Annotated in this window: 10 protein-coding genes; 5 read left to right on the top strand and 5 right to left on the bottom strand. The window is 38.3% G+C overall.

Features of this window, described 5'->3' with window-relative positions; all coding sequences use genetic code 11:
* Positions 1 to 2: 2 nt before the first annotated feature.
* From ACFIMX_RS00760 to ACFIMX_RS00740, 5 genes are all read left to right on the top strand, one after another.
* Positions 3 to 911 carry a metal ABC transporter substrate-binding protein gene (locus ACFIMX_RS00760; protein WP_375617517.1) on the top strand — a complete coding sequence of 303 codons (909 nt, stop codon included), beginning with the start codon at positions 3 to 5 and terminating at the stop codon, positions 909 to 911.
* Entirely contained in the window at positions 908 to 1738 is an 831-nt protein-coding gene (locus ACFIMX_RS00755) for a manganese/iron ABC transporter ATP-binding protein (RefSeq protein WP_375639514.1), read from the top strand. Before ACFIMX_RS00760 ends, ACFIMX_RS00755 begins: the two co-directional genes overlap by 4 nt.
* A complete protein-coding gene (locus ACFIMX_RS00750; protein ID WP_375639513.1) occupies positions 1735 to 2601 on the top strand; it encodes a metal ABC transporter permease in 867 nt (288 codons plus the stop codon). The genes ACFIMX_RS00755 and ACFIMX_RS00750 overlap by 4 nt, the downstream gene beginning before the upstream one ends.
* Positions 2598 to 3503, top strand: a complete 906-nt coding sequence (locus tag ACFIMX_RS00745) for a metal ABC transporter permease (RefSeq protein WP_273790250.1) — start codon at positions 2598 to 2600, stop codon at positions 3501 to 3503. The genes ACFIMX_RS00750 and ACFIMX_RS00745 overlap by 4 nt, the downstream gene beginning before the upstream one ends.
* 402 nt (positions 3504 to 3905) lie before the next feature.
* On the top strand, positions 3906 to 4292 hold the full coding sequence (locus tag ACFIMX_RS00740) for a YbaN family protein (protein WP_375617514.1): 387 nt from the start codon (positions 3906 to 3908) through the stop codon (positions 4290 to 4292).
* Positions 4293 to 5777: 1485 nt separating this feature from the next.
* Here the strand turns inward: ACFIMX_RS00740 and pncB are convergent.
* The 5 genes from pncB to aroA all read right to left on the bottom strand — a co-directional run bounded on the left by pncB (position 5778) and on the right by aroA (position 19818).
* Positions 5778 to 7082: a nicotinate phosphoribosyltransferase gene (gene pncB / locus ACFIMX_RS00735; RefSeq protein ID WP_375617513.1), complete on the bottom strand. Its 1305-nt coding sequence runs from the start codon at positions 7080 to 7082 to the stop codon at positions 5778 to 5780.
* Between the two features lie 132 nt (positions 7083 to 7214).
* Positions 7215 to 15785, bottom strand: coding sequence for a GH36-type glycosyl hydrolase domain-containing protein (locus ACFIMX_RS00730; protein WP_375693896.1), 8571 nt, complete (start codon positions 15783 to 15785; stop codon positions 7215 to 7217).
* 226 nt (positions 15786 to 16011) lie between these two features.
* Positions 16012 to 17712, bottom strand: coding sequence for a 30S ribosomal protein S1 (gene rpsA / locus ACFIMX_RS00725; protein ID WP_026500132.1), 1701 nt, complete (start codon positions 17710 to 17712; stop codon positions 16012 to 16014).
* A gap of 133 nt (positions 17713 to 17845) precedes the next feature.
* Positions 17846 to 18493 (bottom strand): (d)CMP kinase, encoded by a 648-nt coding sequence (cmk, locus tag ACFIMX_RS00720; protein ID WP_375639509.1) that lies wholly within the window; start codon positions 18491 to 18493, stop codon positions 17846 to 17848.
* The gene (gene aroA / locus ACFIMX_RS00715; protein WP_375639508.1) at positions 18490 to 19818 is read right to left on the bottom strand and encodes a 3-phosphoshikimate 1-carboxyvinyltransferase; all 1329 of its coding nucleotides are present in this window, start codon (positions 19816 to 19818) and stop codon (positions 18490 to 18492) included. Before aroA ends, cmk begins: the two co-directional genes overlap by 4 nt.
* Positions 19819 to 19984 lie beyond the last annotated feature (166 nt).

Below are 19984 nucleotides of genomic sequence, written 5' to 3'. Positions count from 1 at the left end.
CAATGAACGTAAGAACGTTTTTCACCATAGTTTTTGGAAGTGTTATTTTTTTTACACCCAATTTTGCTTTGTGTGCTGGTAAATTTAAAGCTGTTACGACATTCACTATCATTGCTGATATGGCACGCAATGTAGCAGGTGATGCCGCTGATGTTGAATCCATTACAAAACCAGGTGCGGAAATTCATGAATACCAACCCACCCCACGCGATCTTATGCGTGCTCAGGGAGCTAACCTTGTATTGTGGAATGGTTTAGAGTTAGAGCTTTGGTTTGAAAGGTTTTTTCAAAATATCAAGGATGTTCCAAGTGTTGTTGTTTCAAAAGGTATTATACCCATTAAAATTGGTGAGGGCCCCTTTAGCGGTAAACCCAATCCTCATGCGTGGATGTCACCGACCTCTGCTTTGATTTACGTTGATAATATTCGCGATGCTTTTGTAAAATATGATCCTGAGCATGCTGAAATTTATAAACAGAATGCTGAAATTTATAAACAGAAAATTCGTGCAACGATTGATCCAATTAGGGCTGAATTAGAAGCTGTACCGCAAGATAAACGTTGGCTTGTGACCAGTGAGGGGGCTTTTAGCTATTTGGCGCGTGATTTTGATCTAAAAGAACTTTATTTATGGCCCATCAATGCTGACCAACAAGGAACACCACAGCAGGTCAAGCATGTTATCGATATGGTTCGCAAATACAATATTCATGCAGTTTTTTCTGAAAGCACTATTTCCCCTGCGCCTGCTAAGCAGGTTGCCAGAGAAACAGGGGCTAAATACGGTGGTGTTCTTTATGTTGATTCTTTAAGTGAGAAAAATGGTGAGGTACCCACTTATATTGATTTATTACGTGTCACGAGTGGACGTATTAGCAATGCTTTAGTAGAGGGAGTAAAAAACCAATGACGGAATGTGGAATTTTTGCCCAAGGAGTAACGGTAACATATCGTAATGGACATACAGCTTTACGCGAAGTGAATTTTGAAAGTCCAAAGGGTTCTATTACGGCATTGGTTGGTGTTAATGGATCCGGTAAGTCAACGTTATTTAAAGCGATTATGGGGTTTGTACGCCCCTCAAAGGGAAAAATTCGTATGTTTGATTTGCCCGTTGATATAGCTTTGAAAAAAAATCTTATTGCTTATGTTCCTCAAAGTGAAGATGTTGATTGGAATTTTCCTGTCTTGGTTGAAGATGTTGTATTGATGGGGCGGTACGGTCATATGAATTTCTTTCGCTATGCCCGTACACAAGATTATGAAGCCGTTCGTATTGCCTTAGAACGCGTTGATATGTTGGCTTTTGCCAAGCGCCAAATTGGAGAACTTTCTGGTGGACAGAAAAAGCGTGTTTTCCTAGCGCGCGCTCTTGCACAGAAAGCAAAAGCTATTTTATTAGATGAGCCGTTTACAGGGGTTGACGTTACAACAGAAGATAAAATCATTGCTTTGTTACAAGATCTCCGTAAAGAAGGAGCAGTGATCTTGGTTTCAACTCACAATTTGGGTTCTGTTCGCGAATTTTGTGATCATACAGTTTTAATAAAAGGTACTGTTTTAGCTTCTGGGTTAACAGAAAAAATCTTTACAAAGGAAAATCTGGAGAAAACTTTTGGAGGGTCTTTGCACCACCATATTTTTGATCTTCAAACCACAAAAAAAAATGATGTTTTCATGGGAAGAAAACAGTCTACAGTTTGTGAAGATATTGAAAGAGTGGAGCACGTTGCATGATTTCTTGGTTGCTTGAGCCACTGAGCTATCAATATATGGTGAATGCAATGTGGGTTTCTGGGTTAGTTGGGTGTGTTTGTGCCTTTCTTTCAGCTTTTTTGATGTTAAAAGGTTGGTCATTGATTGGTGATGCACTTTCCCATTCGATTGTTCCTGGTGTAGCAGGAGCTTACCTTTTAGGGTTACCTTTTTCACTCGGCGCTTTTTTTTCTGGTGGTCTTGCAGCAGCAGCAATGCTCTTTTTTAACCACCGGACAAAGCTTAAAGAAGATACCATTATTGGGCTCATTTTTTCTTCCTTTTTTGCCTTTGGGTTGTTTCTCAAATCATTAAAACCAATGGCTGTTAATATTGATACGATTGTTTTGGGAAATATTTTAGCAGTGAGTTCAACAGATATTCTACAATTGGCTTTTATCGGCTTTGTTTCGTTGCTTATATTGCTTTTGAAATGGAAAGATCTTCTTGTGTCATTATTTGATGAAACGCATGCGCATGCCATTGGATTAAACGTAAAATTTTTAAAGATTCTCTTTTTCACATTGCTTGCCGCTTGTACTGTTGCTGCAATGCAAACCGTTGGAGCATTCTTAGTCATTTGTCTTGTTGTGACACCTGGGGCAACGGCCTATCTTTTAAGTGATCGTTTCGTGAACATCTTGGTCATTGCAGTTGTAATTGGAACCTTCACAAGTGTCTTGGGTGTTTATGTGAGTTATTTTTTGAATGCACAAACGGGGGGGGTTGTAGTGCTTTTTCAAGCATCTTTATTTTTTTTGGCTTTTATTTTTGCTCCTAAACATGGGTTTATTGCTGCGCGCTTACGCATACATGCGGCAAAAAAGGGTGTAATATTATCATGATTGATCAATTACTGCTTCCGTTTCAGTTTTCTTTTATGCTTAAGGGTATGCTTATTGTCATGATTCTTTCTATTCCCATGGCGATGCTTTCCTGTTTTCTTATTTTGAAAGGATGGGCGCTGTTAGGCGATGCCATTTCTCATGCAGTTTTTCCAGGTGTTGTTGTTGGTTATATGACAACACCATGGGTAATCGCATTTTTAACTTCTTTGCCATTTGCTTGGTTTCAGCATATGCGTCCAGAGAATATTACAATGACTTTGATTACTTGCGGTGCTTTTGTTGCAGGAATGGTGTGTGCACTATTAACGGGTTTTTTAGGGAGCAATAGCCGTATCAAACAGGACACGGTGATGGGTGTGGTCTTTTCTTCAATGTTTGGTTTGGGGCTTGTTTTAGCCACGTCTATTTATAGTAGCTTAGATTTGAATCATATTCTATTTGGTAATCTCTTGGGTGTTAACTGGCTTGATATAACGCAGACGGCAATCATTTCCGCTGTTGTCACTTTTATTTTAGCAGCAAAATGGCGCGACTTTATGCTGTATATTTTTGACACAGTTCAAGGACGTGCAATGGGGTTACCAATATCTCTACTCCACTATACCCTGCTAACGATGATTTCTCTTACAATTGTTGCAGCTTTGAAAGCTGTAGGTATCGTACTCGTTATTTCTTTACTGATAGCACCAGGAGCAATTGCCTATCTTGTCACAAAGCGGTTTTCTTTTATGTTAATGATCGCGATACTTGTTGCAGCTTTTTCTGGTTTTTTAGGGATTTATCTCAGCTTATTTATCGGCTCTGATTCTGCTTCCACAATTGTGTTGATCTTGACGTTGATTTTTATGGCTATTTTCATGATGATTTTCTTTCGTCGAAACACAGTTCAGGAGACTTGAAAGTGTTAAAATTCATGCATATCAGCCATGCATTTTTATATATTGTTTCTCATTTTTATTTTAATTAGAGTTCGGGTTGCTAGGTTATTTTTCCTCCTAATATCTAGCAGGTGAATGCAGTAAATTTTCTCCCCCCAAGACTGCATTCTTAATTAAGAGGCTGCATTGATTTCTTCTGCAGCCTTTTTATTTTTTTGTTTTTCTAAAATCTCTCCTCTTTTCTTGAAATCATTTAAAATGATTATAATATTGTGTAAGCTATTCGGTATTTTCAAGAAACTTATAACAGCAAAGACACTTACGCATGAAGGGGTAGAATTGTGCACTCAGACATGTAAACAGAAAAAAACAGATACAATGTTTTTGTATAGGGTTTTGCGTAGAAGAAAATAGTACGAGAAAATGAAAAAAGATTTGAAGATATTGCACCCTTTACGTATCTGCTATTATATAGCAGGGTGGGCGATGGTTATATTAGGTATTATCGGTGTCGTATTACCTATTATGCCAACTGTGCCTTTTTTATTGGTTGCCTCATGGTGTTTTACGCGTTCTTCTCCACGTTTTCATCAATGGTTGAATAATCATCGTATTTTTGGTCCCCCTATTAAGCGATGGGAAGAAAAAAAAGCAATCTCTCCATTCGTTAAAGTTTTTGCAATGATGAGTATGACAGGAGGATTTTTATCCTTTTTTGTAATGCTACACCCTCCTTTGTGGATTTCTTTACTTGTTGCGGTTATATTATTGCTGATTGCCATTTATATTGTAACACGTCCATCTTCCTAATGATAAAAAAGGCTTTATGGGATACTCTTTTTAGCTTCGACTTATTTGTAAAAACTATGAGAACTTTTAAGTTTTTAATATAAGCTCTCCATTTCCAAAATGCATATGAAATAGCAAGCTTTTTGAACGCAATTAATTAATAATATGTTTGTGAAATAATTTTTATGAACAAAGACAATTGTTTATGAACACTCAAAATGTTCTCACTTGGTAAACAATGATAAATCACATTCATGGAAGAGAGTCTTTATTTTTGTAAAGCATGTTTGCATGAATCTCTACATATACATCATTAAAAAGTCATTGATATGATAGTCATTTCTTTCTAAAAGACATTTCGTTTTTTTTCATATTTCTTAATGAGGATATAATACAAAGCTTACTAAACACCATCATTTTTATACTTATACAGTTAAGAAGCCGATCTATTATATCAATCTTTAATGTTACATCTGTTATTAACTTAAGAATAATTCATAAGAAACAACAGAGTTTTTCAAATGGTTTTATATATACACGCATTCTTATTATAATATGCGAATAAATAATTTCTCTGTCTTTGTATAAAGCTTATTCGAAATAAAAATATTATTGCATTCTTTGTTTTTTAATGAAGTCATGCCCCTCACGTAAAACAAAAGGTCTCCCAAATCATGTTATTTACACATTTATTTTTAATGAAACATTTCTCAACGCTTTACTCATTTCATAATAGCAGACTATACATGGATAAAGTAAAATCTCCTGTAACATGTATAAAATCTATTTGAGTACCATCATCCTTGCCTTGCAAAATACACACCGATAGTCACCATGCTATTTGTCATCCTCCAATGTTGCCTTAGTAATTCCTAATGCTACAATTATAGCTTGTCATCTGGTTTTGTATATTTTGACACTAAATTTTGTATCAATTTATTTTTTTCAAAGAGTTTAAAGATGTTCTCAAAGGGTTTTGAAAGCCTTTTCTCATTTTTACTTATGGAAACGCACTTTTTTCTGATTTTCGGTAATTTTTGCAATTTTAGGTGTCAAAATCTATTTTGATAAAACGCGCATTTAATGGTCAAAATTGTACATAAAAACAACAAATTACCACGTATTCCTACTTAATCCAACCTCTTCCTACTTAGTATAAAACCTACTGTCAAACTACAACAATAACCCTTAGAACTTGAAAACCTTCATACATGCAAGGAGATGAGTGTGCTTGATTTAACAGGGTTAAAATGAGAAAATCTCCTTGGCTAAACTTCCTTGGCACGTTAAGTGTTTTTTTAATGCGTCGTAAATACTTTTAAGTCTTATCTATCGCGCCTTATGTAAGTGAAGCGTATGCGTGGTAGGCCAAGTAGAATCTGCTCAAAAACAGCCGAACTGTTTACAGACCAGCAAAGGTTAAGAATCCTCATCCTTAGGGTAGAACAGAAATCAATCTTATAAACAATATGATGAGTCAATATACTTGTTTTAAAGAACCGGAAACTATGTCTTTATAGGTCTAGCAATTCGCTTTTTATTACCAAAAAAATTGAGATAACGTTGTACTTCTTTTGAATCACCAATCGTTTTTTCAGGATTATCTGAAAGTTTTACGGCTGGTCGACCATTGGCATAGGTCACCTTACAAACAAGGGAAAGAGCATCAAGAGTTTTGATTTCCTGAGGTGCACAGCCTGTAAAATCATTGGTAAGATCCGTGCCCCATCCAAAACTCATGCGCACTCTACCATGGAAATGATGATAGGTTTTTTCAATTGTATTGACATCAAGAGCATCAGAAAAAATTAAAAGTTTTTTGCGTGGATCTTTTCCTTTTTCTTTCCACCATTGAATAATACGTTCGCCACCTTCAATAGGGGGCGCACTATCGGGTCTGAAACCCGTCCAATCAGCGACCCAATCTGGTGCATTGCGTAAAAATTCTTCTGTACCAAAGGTATCAGGTAAAACAATGAGAAGATTTCCACCATAATAACGATTCCAATCTTGCAAGACTTGATACGGAGCTCTGCGTAATTCATCATCGTTGTTGCTGAGAGCCGCAATAACCATAGGCAATTCGTGTGCATTGGTTCCAAGAGCTTCTAAATCCGTATCCATGGCAAGAAGAACATTAGAAGTTCCAGTAAAAGAATGACCAATGCCTTCTTTTAATGCTTCCACACACCAGCGCTGCCATAAAAAAGAATGGCGGCGCCTTGTCCCAAAGTCAGATATTTTAATATCAGGCAATTTTTTGAGACGTTCAACTTTACTCCACATTTTTGCTTTAGCACGCGCATAAAGTACATCAAGAGCAAAACGATCTAGTTTTTTGAGAGCAGCACGTGAACGTAATTCACTAATAATAGCAAGGGCAGGAATTTCCCACATGGAACTATGGGCCCAGGGTCCATGAAAATGAAGGATATATTGGCCATCTTTGCGGGTGAGTTCATATTCTGGGAGTTGAAAATTCTCAAGCCACTGAAGAAAATCCGGTTCAAAAATTTGTTTGCGTCCATAAAATGTATTACCAGCAAGCCAAATCATTTCTTTTTTTGTAAAGCGCAAACTAAGAGCATGATCAAGTTGAGCACGTAATTCACTCTCATCAATATCATTGGCAAGACGTATTGTTTTAGAGCGATTTATGAGGGAAAAAGTAACATTAACATTAGGGTATAACCCCCAAATCATCTGCACCATAAGAAGCTTATAAAAATCCGTATCAAGAAGTGACCGAATAATGGGATCAAGCTTCCAAGTGTGATTGTAAACACGTCTAGCAATATCCGGATGATTCATAACCTTTTTCTTTCATCTTCATAAAATCTAAAATATTATGCACCAACACGGCTAATATAGACGGTGCAATATAACAACTCTACAGTTTTGGGCAAGAATAAAAAGCCTATTCTCTTTTTTCATCATTCATCTTTAAGATTTGACAATACGCATAACTTCATGCTGACCTGTTTTTTGTAATTTTATCCCTGTATGAACTTCGGTATATTCTTTGCTATTAACATAGAGCATATTTCTAGGTCCCCATTTTACTTTAATGCGATAAACGGCATCATAAAACTTCATTGTTGCTTCATATTTTGGCCAAATAGAGGGTAAATGTGGCTGCAAAAACAATAAGTCTCCCTGACGCTGTATTCCAAGAATAGCTTGTGTTGCGGCGCGATAAAACCAACCGGCTGAACCTGTATACCAAGTCCAACCGCCTTGACCACATCGTGGTTCAACAGCATAAATATCTGCGGCCATCACATAAGGTTCAACACGATAAATTTCAGGATCTTGTCCATGGGTAATTGGGTTTATCATAGAAAATAAAGCATAAGCTTTATCGTTTTGTTCCATTTCAGCCAACGCAAAAATACTCCAAATGGCACCATGCGTGTATTGACCACCATTTTCTCGAATTCCTGGAGGATAACCTTTTATATAACCAGGCTTGAGCGTACTTTTATCAAAAGGCGGCCAAAAAAGGCGAATGAGTCCGCCTTTTTTATCATAAAGCTGTTCCAACATTGATTTCATCGCTTGTTTTTGACGTTCAGGCGATGCCATTTGAGAAATGACAGCCCAAGATTGAGCAATGGTATCAATTTGACATTCATCATTGATTTTAGAGCCAAGAGGTGTTCCATCATCAAAATAACCACGTCGATACCAAGCACCATCCCAACCGTTTTTCTCTAGGGATTTTGTTAAATGTTCAAGGTACGTACTCCATATTTGCATATGGCTATTATCACCACGTTTTTTGGCTAAAGAGATAAATGCTTGTAATGTGTACCCAAGAAACCATCCTAACCAAATGCTTTCGCCTTTTCCTTCCACACCAACCAAATTCATACCATCATTCCAATCCCCACCTAAAATAAGAGGGAGACCATGTGGTCCGCAGCGTTTAATGGCAAGGTCTAAAGCTAAAGCACAATGTTCATAAACTGTTGCAACCTTTGAGGATTGGGTGGGTTGAAAATAAGCATCCTGTTGCCCACTTTTGAGAACATCACCTTCAATAAAAGGAATGAGCGTATCAAGAAAAGCGTCATCACCAGTGGTAGTGACATAAAGAGCTGTTGCATATGCAAGCCAAACGATATCATCAGAAATGTATGTACGAACACCAGCATTTGTGTCAGGCAACCACCAATGTTGCACATCACCTTCAAGAAATTGGTGCGCTGCTGCATTTAACAATTGTTCACGTGCTAATTGTGATTCCAGCAATAACAAAGACAAGCTATCTTGTAACTGGTCACGAAAACCAAATGCACCACTCGCTTGGTAAAAGCCTGCGCGTGCCATGATGCGGCATGCGTAGATTTGATAAGGAAGCCAATGGTTGACCATAAGATTAAAAGAAGCATCAGGTGTTTTGACTTGGAAAGGAGAAACAAAATCACTCCATTGCTGTTTTTGTTTTGTGAGCTGAATTTCAAAATCACTTGCACGTACTTGATTGAGTAATTTTTCAGCTTCTTGCCTATTTTCAGCACTACCAAGATAGAATATGATTTCTTTTGTTTGCCCTGGTTGAAGATCAATATCATAAGCGAATGCTGAACAAGGATCACATCCTGCTTCAATGGTATTCGAAAGAGCACCGGCTTTACGGATCGCATTTGGACGTGTTACGGTTCCCGTTGCACCAATAAATTCAGCGCGATTGGTCGTAGTGCTGGTTGGCATTTCGGATGCTGATAAAAATGTAACTTGTTGAGATTTCTCGATGCGATAGGGATTTTGAATAAAATGTGCACCCCATCTGTCCTCATAAGAGGAAACAATAAAGGGGGCATATTTTGTACGGACATTTCCCAAAACCCATTCAACATAATTATAAAGGCGTAAACTGCGTGGTTTTTTCCCTTCATTCGTAAGGATAAGACGTGAAAAGCGAATAGGTTTTTCGGGATCAAGTGTATGAGTCAGTTCTAATGCGATTTCTGAATGTGTTGATTTAAAAGTTGAGAATCCAAACCCATGACAAGCCTCATAGACAATATTTTCGTCACATTCAACAGTAGAAACGGGTGAGAAACGTTTTAAAGACTGGCGATCAACCAGATAAAGAGCTTCTCCTGGTCGGTTAGACGTTGGATCATTCGCCCAAGGAGTTAGTTGATAATCGCGGCTATTGTTAGCCCAAGTAAAAATTGCACCTTCAGCAGAGACATGAAAACCAAATCTGTGATTAGCAATGACATTAATCCACGGATGCGGTGTAGTGGTACGTCCATGAAGACGTATTACATAATGATTGTGCTGATTAAAACCACCGTAACCATTCCAATATCTTAGATCTTCTCCATTTGGGAGAAAAGAGGATGGTTTTTGTTGGCTAATAAGACCAATGGAAGAAAAAAGATTTTGTTCAGTTTGTGTTGTAAATTGCTTTCCTTCGTTATATCTTGGCAAGTCTAATTGATCATAAGATTCTTGATAATTTTTACGAATTGTGAGATTAAAATCATTCTCATCAAGTCGTTTAAGTTGTTCAGATAAAGAGCCATTTTGGGCATCAAGAACGATACGCGCTGATGCAAGAAGCGTTTTAAAACTATTTTCACTCATTTGATCGCGTCGAAGCATGAAAATATGTTGGCGTTCATCTGCTTTTTGCGTGTGGTGATAATAAGATTCACAGACCCACTCAAGAGCGCGTTGTGTATTTTGTATGTAGGAAAATGTTTGTTCATTAAGAATGACCAAATCAACAATGAGTCCGCGCATACGCCAATATTCATGTGCTTTAAGGAGCTCGCGCAGTACAGTTATATTTCCCTCGTTATTTAATCTAAGAAGACAGAGTGGATTGTCTCCTGAGATAGACATAGGCCAAAGATTAGACTGTTTTCCTAGCGTTTTTGCTAATATTTCAGAAGGAAGACGCCACGTTCTTTCTGGATAAATAAGCGGTGTTGCATATTTTTGATAGATAAAAGCTTCTTTAAGCTGGGTTCCGCTCTGATACAGTGCGACTTGTGAGCGCGTCCATGCCATTGAAAGTTCTTTTTGAAACATATCAGGTTGTCGATAATGTTTAATATGATTATTTAGCGCTTCTTTTGTATGAGCAGCAAAAGTCCAAAAAATAAGTTCTGCTTTTTCATGGGCTGAAATTTTTATACGGCATCGCAATGACATAACAGGGTCAAGAACACAACCTTGACTGTTACTGAAACGAGCATTTCGGTCAAATGCAGTGGGCCGATGAATGGATCGCCCCCGACCAATAAACAGAGAGCGATCTGTTTCAGCTTCTGTCTCTTGGAGAATATCTGTTGTACTAGAAACAAAATGGGCAACATAGATTTCAGGATCACTAGGCGAGCGTTTGCGCCTTTTGGCAAAAATTGTTTTACCTTCTTCAGTAATTTCTGTCTCTATAAACATACGGGAAAAAACAGGATGAACTTGGTCTGTATCCATCGTTGCAAGCGCTAATTCACCATAAGAAGTCACTTCAATGAGTCGATCTTTATTTGTCGTATTCATCAATTGAATACGTCTCCCTTCGCCACATCCTTCAGATGTAATAAGACATTCAAGTGTTGATTTAATACCATCAACCATTTTTGTATATTCAGCCTTTTCATCTGTAAAAATGCTGACAGCTTCTTCTTCAATAACACGTGTTGGCTCACCAGTAACAGACCACCACCGTCCACTATGCGTATCACGTAAGAAGAATAAAGTACCTTGTTGATCTTCTGTTGCATCAGGAATAAAGCGCGTAATCGCATAATCGTGCCAACGGCTGTAACCAGAACCATTCGCTGTTAACATGGTAGAATAAAAGCCATTAGACAAAAGTAAAGTTGCTCGTGGTTTGAGTAACGGGTTTGTAATAATGCGCAAAGGGGCTGCGTCAAATGCTTGAGACTTATTGCGCATACGATTAACAGCTTTGGTATGAATAATAGGAATGAGATGAGGCGCTCTTTCCTGTAAGAGCAATTGTGTTGCTTCAATAACGGGATCACGGTGAAAACGATCACGCATTCGCCCTTGAAAAATAACATTGTTAAGAGCAAGAATAGACATGCCATGATGGTGCGCATAATAATTGCGTACAATGGCGTATTTTTCCCCTGTTTTCACGCGTGTTGGAGTAAAATCAACAGAGTCATAATAACCATATGTTCCTAAAGCTCCAAGATCACGGAGTCGTTTTAAATTAGCGACAGCGCAAGCAGGAGCATATTGTGCCGCTAGAAGGCTGGCATAGGGAGCAATGACAGCATTGCGTGAAAGACCACGTTGGAGTCCGAGGTTTGGAACACCAAAATGAGCGTATTGGTAATTCATTAAATGATCGCGAGCATTAAATGCGGCTTCTGAAATACCCCATGGCAATTCCCGTTTATGGGCATATTGTATTTGACAACGAATAATCAATCGATTTGTTTGATCTAAGAGAGACCCTAAAGGTTCATGCATTACGAGAGATGGCATAAGATATTCGAACATTGATCCAGACCATGATAGGAGTGCACCTTTCCCACCTATGGGTACGAGAAGTCGACCAAGACGAAACCAATGTTTAAGTTTTATATCTCCTTTTGCGATGGCAAAAAAACTTGCAAGACGTGCTTCTGAAGCAAGTAGGTCATAACAATTTTCATCGAGTTTGTTTTCTTGAACACGATATCCAATGGATAAGAGATGCCGTTTAGACTGTTCTAAAAAGTCAAATTTCATATCAAAGGCTATTTGCCGTGCCATTATAGCCAGCCTGTTTAGTTTTTTACGTAATTTTTCAGTATCACAATGAGCAGTCGCATCATGATGATGAGCGTTACAGGTGTCGATAAGGCATTTAGCCCAAGAAAGCGCACGAGCAGATTCTATCGTTTGAATTTTGTGGTCAAGTTCACCGACTAAGTGCACAATATCGTGGGCTGCAAGTGAAAGATCTATGATGTGAGAAGGGACCGTATTTTCTTGTTCTAAAAAAGTGAAGACAGAGTCATGAAAACGAGTGATGTTTTCTTCGATTTTTTGGCGTAAAGAGCGTAAACTGGGTTGATGATCTGGAACTTCTCTGACAGTTTCTTCAAGAATAGCAAGAACATCCGATAAGCCTTCTAGATCACTTTGGAAAAAAAGAGGCGGTTTTTCAGCCCATTCACTTAAAGCAGAAGAGAGTGTTACCAAATGACCGGCAAGATTTCCTGAATCAACGGTTGATACATAAGTAGGCAAAAGAGGCCTGAGTGTCTCCGTTTCATACCAATTATAGAGATGACCACGAAACTTTTCCATTTTTGTAAGAGAGCGTAATGTACATTCAATACGGGTGATGGTCTCTTCAAAACCAATCCAGCCAAAATCACGTGCTGCAATAATAGAAAGGAGATAAACGCCAATATTCGTAGGCGATGTACGTTGAGCAACAAGAGGTTCAGGATCTTCTTGAAAATTATCGGGAGGCAGATGGTTGTTTTGTGCATTGACAAAGGTTGTATAATAAAGCCATGTCCGCCGTGCAATAGAGCGAAGTTTTTTTTCATCTTTTGAAGAAAGATCAAGGCTATCTTGAAAGGTTGAAGGTTGACTCACAATCCAAGCAATAAAGGGTGAAAAAAACCATGCTATCCCAAAAGGCAAAGCAACCAAGCTTGCAAAACTATCAGAAAAAAGAGGGAGTGCTATAGTAAGAATACCAATAAGCGATGCTGGTGCCATTGTAAAAACATAGACACGCAAACTATTGGGCATTGATTTTGTTGCGGCAGAAGTTTTCCATTCAAGAAGATGCTGTTTTGAAATCGTCATACGATAGAGTGTACGAATAATCGCATCGGTCATAAAATACGCCGAATGAGCAAGAAACGTCGTTTTAAGAAATATATCAGCGCTTGTAAGAGCAATTTTGTTCCAAATTAATTGAAAATGTCCACGCAAAGAATGATCTATATTGGATGAGACAAGCGTTTTTAATACACATAGAATGGGTGAAATGAAGGAGCTAAACAACAAGAATAGCTGCCAGATGATTGCACTCTTTAAAGACAAAAAAGCCCATCCTGCAAATGCTGCGATTAACCACATAAGTGGAGTGAGAGAACGACGTAAATTATCCTGCATTTTCCAACGCGTCACGGAACTTATTTGACGGTGGGAAAAAAGATAAGGCAAAAGCTGCCAATCACCGCGGACCCAACGATGATAACGCATAACATCAATATTGTAAGCGGTTGGATAGTCTTCAATGACTTCTATGCTACTTACCAGAGCAGTACGAGCATAACCTCCTTCTAAGAGATCATGACTAAGAGTAGTATTTTCTTTAATTTTGCCATCAAGCGCTTGTTCAAATGCATCAATATTATAAAGACCTTTACCAATAAAGGTGCCTTCTCCTAAAAGATCTTGATAAGTATCAGAAACAGCAAAAACATAAGGATCAATGCCACGGTTTATAGAAAAAACCCGTTGGAGAATTGATGTTTTTTTTCCTGTTGTAAGAGAAGGAATAATGCGTGGTTGTAAAATGCTATAGCCCTTTATAACCTTTCCACTTTGTGGATCAAAAACGGGATGATTGAGTGGATGGTTAAGCTTTCCAACAAGTTTCGCGACGCTCTCTGGAGTAAGACGTGTATCACAATCCAGCGTCATAACAAAACGGCAATCCATAGGAAGACGTGGATTGGGAGGATAAAAGCTTGTATTTTTATCGCCTCTTAAGAGTCGATTAAGTTCATGAAGTTTTCCTCGCTTTCGTTCCCATCCCATCCAACATTTTTCGCTTGTATTATAAAGGCGTCGGCGATGTAAAAGGAAAAAAAGCGGAAGTTCATCACGATGATAACGATTATTGAGTTTATCAATATTCTTTTGCGCATAGTGCAATAAATCAAGATCATCTTGCGTTTCTCTCAATGGAGCATCCACCCAATCTGTAATGAGTGCAAAATGAATGGCACCTTTAGGATTGGAAAGATAGTGCACTTCAAGATTGCGCACTTGTTCATCAATATCATCGCGTGATGTCATCAAAGTAGGTACAACAACCATTGACCGTGCATGTTTTGGAATACCTTCTTTATATTCATAACCAATGAGTTGTCTTGATGGGACAAACCACGAAACAACAGTATTAAATAAAGCAAAAGCAGCATCGATAGCAGGAAAAAGCGCCAATACAGTAAAGCAAAAAGACATCCATTGTGTCATGCCAGATAGCTGTAAAAGGGCGTAAATTACAAGCAAAAGAGCAAGCGTCAGAAAAGAGACAGGAATGGCGATGACTCTCAATTTTGAGCAACAGGAAGCGCGTGTCCATTTTATGAAAAAGGGCGGAATATATCCACAAGCCTTTTCAAATATACCACAACCATCATCAACAAGGTACCACCCCACACAAGAATGATAAGGCATATCTTTAGAAGTGGAATTTGCCATTTCTACAACTTTATGTGCAACTTCCAGTTCACTAAGAGGCGAAAAGCGAGAAACTTTTTCAATGACTTGTCGATAAATATTGCGTGAGTGAGCATCAATTTCAGAAAAATCACTATTTTTACGCAAAATAGAATCGACACAACTCACTGTTTCAAACCATGCTGTCCAATCAACATCATCTATAGCTTTAAGAGCACGGATAATATTACCCATGGTCACACCATCTGCTGCTTGTCGGGTATGTTCATCGGCTGTTGCAATCTCTAAGCTACTGCCTTGGCTTTTCAATTGCTTTTCAAGCCAAGTTAATGCTACGGTTGAATCGACAGATGCACTGCGCAGGCGATAGAATAAATGTGCTGAAAAAGTTGGATCAACAATAAATGATTTATACTGCGTAAAAAGAGAGTGTAGATTTGTTTTATTTTTTACAAGAGAAATTTTATCTGCAACTTGACTAGCAAGATGGCGCATATGTCGCGCTTTTTCGATACGTACTGAAAGACGACGGACATTTTCAATGAGCAGCATTTGCATAACTGAAGGAAGAGCCCACAATTCACCAATTGTGAGCGCACAAACTTCTTGAAATCCGTTGGTTATAGCAGTGAGTGTTTCTTGTGAAAAGCTGCTATCGGTATGCGCAATATAAAGCCAAGTTAAAGCAAAAATTCGTGGTATTCCGGCTTTGTGTGTAGAAAGAGGAAGTTGCTTTATGAAGGACTTGGGTAGATTACAACGTAGCTTTTGTATGGTTTTATCAATGGTGTAATGATTATCAATGAGCCATTGAGCAGATGGTGCGATGGTTTCATCATTTCGAGCAGCAAAATCACTGGTATGAAAGGCATGAAGAATAAGTTTAGCATTTTCATTCAATCTCTTGCGAAAATCTCCTACTCCTTCATATTCAGGGAGTAAAATTTCTTTACCAGAAGCTATATCATGCCCTAAGTTATAAAGATCTTCCTGTACCTTATAAATTGCACGAAGAGGAAAATCCGTATTAATAAAATGATCTTTTTTCTCTTTTTGAGAAAAAAAGCACTTTATGAAAGGTATTATGCACGTCATAGTGTCCCATTGTTATTCAATTACATCGTTTTTTATTTAAATTTTAAGCATTTTATCTGAATAGTGAACCGTTGTTAGACAAAAAACAAACTTTTTGTTTTTATTTGCAAGCATTTATAATTTTTGTTTCAATAATTTAAAAATAAGCAGACAATTTTTTTAGAAAATAAAAAGGTCACTCCTAATGAGTGACCTTAATAATAAAACCAACTTTAATGATTGATGATTAATCTTGTTCTTGTTTTTTCAAAGCTGCACCCAGAATATCACCAAGAGAAGCACCTGAATCTGTAGAACCATATTGTGCAACAGCTTCTTTTTCCTCAGCAATTTCTAAAGCTTTAATCGATACTGAAATTTTACGTGTTTTTTTATCAAATGCTGTGATGCGAGCATCAACCTTTTGCCCAATTGCGAAACGCTCAGGACGTTGCTCATCACGATCACGCGCAAGATCAGCACGCCGAATGGTTGTCTCAAGGTTGTGGTCAATCAATTTCACACCAATGTCATTGTCGTTAACAGCAATCACTTCGCATGTTACAACTGCACCTTTTCGCAATTCGCCAGAAGCAGCTGCTTCTCCAACTTTATCACTGGAAAGCTGCTTAATTCCAAGAGAAATGCGCTCTTTTTCAATATCAACATCAAGGACCACAGCTTTAACGATATCGCCTTTATTGTAAGTATCAATAACTTGTTCACCAGGACGGTTCCAATCAAGATCAGACAAATGAACCATACCGTCAACATCGCCTTCAAGCCCAATAAACAGACCAAATTCTGTTTTATTTTTGACCTCTCCTTCAATTTGCGAATTGACAGGAAATTTATTGGCAAAAGCTTCCCATGGATTTTCAAATGTTTGCTTTAAGCCAAGAGAAATACGCCGTTTAGAAGGATCAATCTCAAGAACAACCACTTCTACTTCTTGTGATGTAGACAGAATTTTTCCAGGATGAACATTTTTCTTTGTCCAACTCATTTCAGAAACATGGATCAGCCCTTCGATTCCTGGTTCAATTTCAACAAAACCACCGTAATCAGTAATGTTGGTAACAGCACCCGTAATTTTTTTACCAATCGGATACCGGACACTGATGCTTTCCCAAGGATCACTTTCAAGCTGTTTCATTCCAAGAGAAATACGGTGCGTATCTTGATTAATGCGAATAATCTGCACTTTAATCGTTTGGCCAATTGTGAGCACTTCAGATGGGTGATTAACACGCCGCCATGCCATATCTGTAACGTGCAAGAGACCATCAATCCCACCAAGATCAACAAAGGCACCATAATCTGTAATATTTTTCACCACACCTTCAACGATTTGGTTTTCTTCAAGATTTTGTACGATTTCTGAGCGTTGCTCAGCGCGACTTTCTTCTAAAACAGTGCGGCGTGAGACCACAATATTGCCACGACGACGATCCATCTTCAAAATTTCAAAGGACTGTGAATTATGCATGAGGGGTGAAACATCACGAATGGGACGAATATCAACTTGGCTGCGAGGCAAGAAAGCAACTGCACCATCAAGATCGACTGTAAAACCACCTTTTACTTGGCTAAAGATCACTCCATCAACGCGTGCACCAGCATTGAATTTTTCCTCCAAACGGACCCAACTTTCTTCGCGCCGTGCTTTTTCACGCGATAAAACAGCTTCACCCATCGCATTTTCAATGCGTTCAATGTAAACCTCAACTTCATCGCCAACTTGCAAAGAACCATCTTTTGCTTTAGCTCCAAATTCTTTGAGAGGAATACGTCCTTCGACTTTAAGACCAGCATCAATAATGGCCATGTCTTTTTCGATTGCAATAACACGACCTTTAACAACAGATCCTTCATTAAGATCATTAGTTTGAAAAGATTCTGTTAAAAGGGCTTCAAAATCCGCTGTTGTGGGATTGTATTGTGACATAAGAACTCCTAATATACACCTTGTATTATAAGGTATGAGCGCTAGGTTAGTGTTAACATAAGTAACTCCCTAGCCTTTTTCCTTGAATAAAGGAAAAAAAGTTAGCGCTAGGCTGGAAGTTACCTTAACGAATTTATCCAATTATATGCATTTTTATGATTGGATCAATAAAGCTGCATGCAATTTCAAATGTTGCTTCTATACTCAATTCTGACGTATCAAGCAAGTGGGCGTTTTTTGCTGGTTTTAGTGGACTTTGTTTGCGCGTTATATCGCGACTGTCGCGCTGTTCAAGTTGAGCTAGGATTTCATGATAATTTGCTTGAACACCTTTTTTTAAAATCTCTTGGTAGCGGCGTTTGGCGCGTGTTTGAACATTGGCTAGAATATAAAACTTGATATCGGCATCAGGACAAACAATCGTTCCGATATCACGCCCATCAAGCACACAACCGGGCAAAACTTTAGCAAAGTTGCGTTGTTTTTCGACAAGAATTTTGCGTACAGCAGGGTTAATTGCTATTTTTGAAGCCGCTTCACCAAGTTCATGAGAAGAAAGAAGAGAAGGATTTAAGATGTTAAAATCAAGTCCTTTAGCATAAATAATAGCATTTTTTTCATCATTAAGAGCTAAATTTTGCTGTAAAAGCGTATGAGCAACACTACGATAAGTAAGACCAGTATCGAGATGACGAAGGCGATAATGTGCAGCAATTTTGCGTGCTAAGGTTCCTTTGCCTGAGGCAGCAGGTCCATCAATGGCGATAACAAAAGGCTTCAAGCGATTTTTCCCCCAAGTTGTTTTATAAAAGGAATAAATTCTGGAAAGCTCGTAGCGATCATTCGTTTATCATCAATGGTAACAGGTTTTTCTGATACAAGCCCAAAAATGAGAAAACACATAGCAATTCGATGATCAAGATGTGTGGCAACATACCCCCCCCCCAAACCTTTGGCAGAACCTTTTCCATAAACAACAAGAAAATCTTGACCTTCTTCACAGTCTACGCAATTAATTTTTAATCCTTGAGCAACAGCAGACAATCGATCCGATTCTTTTACACGCAATTCTTCAATTCCTAGCATTACTGTTTTGCCTTCTGCAAAGGCTGCTGCTACTGCCAAAGCAGGATATTCATCAATCATCGATGGAGCACGTTCTTTGGGCACCGTAACGCCTCTAAGGACCGATGACTTTATCCGTAGATCAGCAACATCCTCTCCACCTGTTTGACGTCGGTTCAAAAATTCAATTTGAGCACCCATTTCCCACAATGTTTCGATAAGTCCTATTCGAGAGTTATTTATCAAAACATTTTCAATGGTGATATCAGAGTCTTCTATAAGAAGGGCTGCGATAATTGGAAAAGCAGCAGAAGAAGGATCACCTGGAATATGAATCGTTTGTCCAGTAAGATGGGGTTGACCATTAAGATGAATCAAACGCGCACCTTCGTTATCTTTTTCTATTTCAAGTTGCGCACCGAATGCTTTTAACATTTTTTCCGTATGATCTCGTGTCAGAACTGGTTCAATAACAGTTGTAGTGCCGGCGGTATTGAGTCCAGCAAGCAGGATTGCTGATTTAATTTGGGAGGAAGCTATTGGAACACGGTAACGAATCGGATTAGCCATTTTCGGACCATAAAGCGTTAAAGGAAGGTGATCGTCGCGCGTTGCCTCAACTTCAACCCCCATGAGACGCAGTGGATCAAGGATACGTCCCATTGGACGTTTAGAGAGAGAAGCATCACCAATAAAGGTTGTTTTCATATGATACGGACCAACCATTCCCATAACCAAACGAGCACCTGTTCCAGCGTTTCCAAAGTCTAAAGGTTTTTGTGCAGCTAAAAGGCAACCATTCCCTGTTCCTCGTATGATCCAGAAATCTTCTTTTTTAATAATACAGGCACCCATAGCTTGCATAGCAGCAGCTGTATTGAGTACATCAGCGCTTTTAAGTAATCCATGAATATATGTCTCACCACTTGCTAATCCTCCCAATATAAGAGAGCGATGAGAGATTGATTTATCTCCTGGTATTTGAATTTTTCCAGAGAGACTACTCGATTTATAGGTGGTTATAGGGATTGCTTTTTGCATGGAAATTCTATTTAATTCTATCTAACTTTTATGAAATTGTGCATCCTTTAGCACATGCTTTAAAAGACGTCATGAAAAAATCACTGTGGAACAGTGTATTTATCTTTGACAAAGGTATTATTTTTCGATTAAGCACCATAAAATTTATCTTTTAATGGAATAACAG

The sequence above is a fragment of the Bartonella sp. AD24XZML genome (assembly GCF_042196485.1).
Classification (GTDB): Bacteria; Pseudomonadota; Alphaproteobacteria; order Rhizobiales; family Rhizobiaceae; genus Bartonella.
This window is presented reverse-complemented; position numbering and strand designations above follow the sequence as displayed.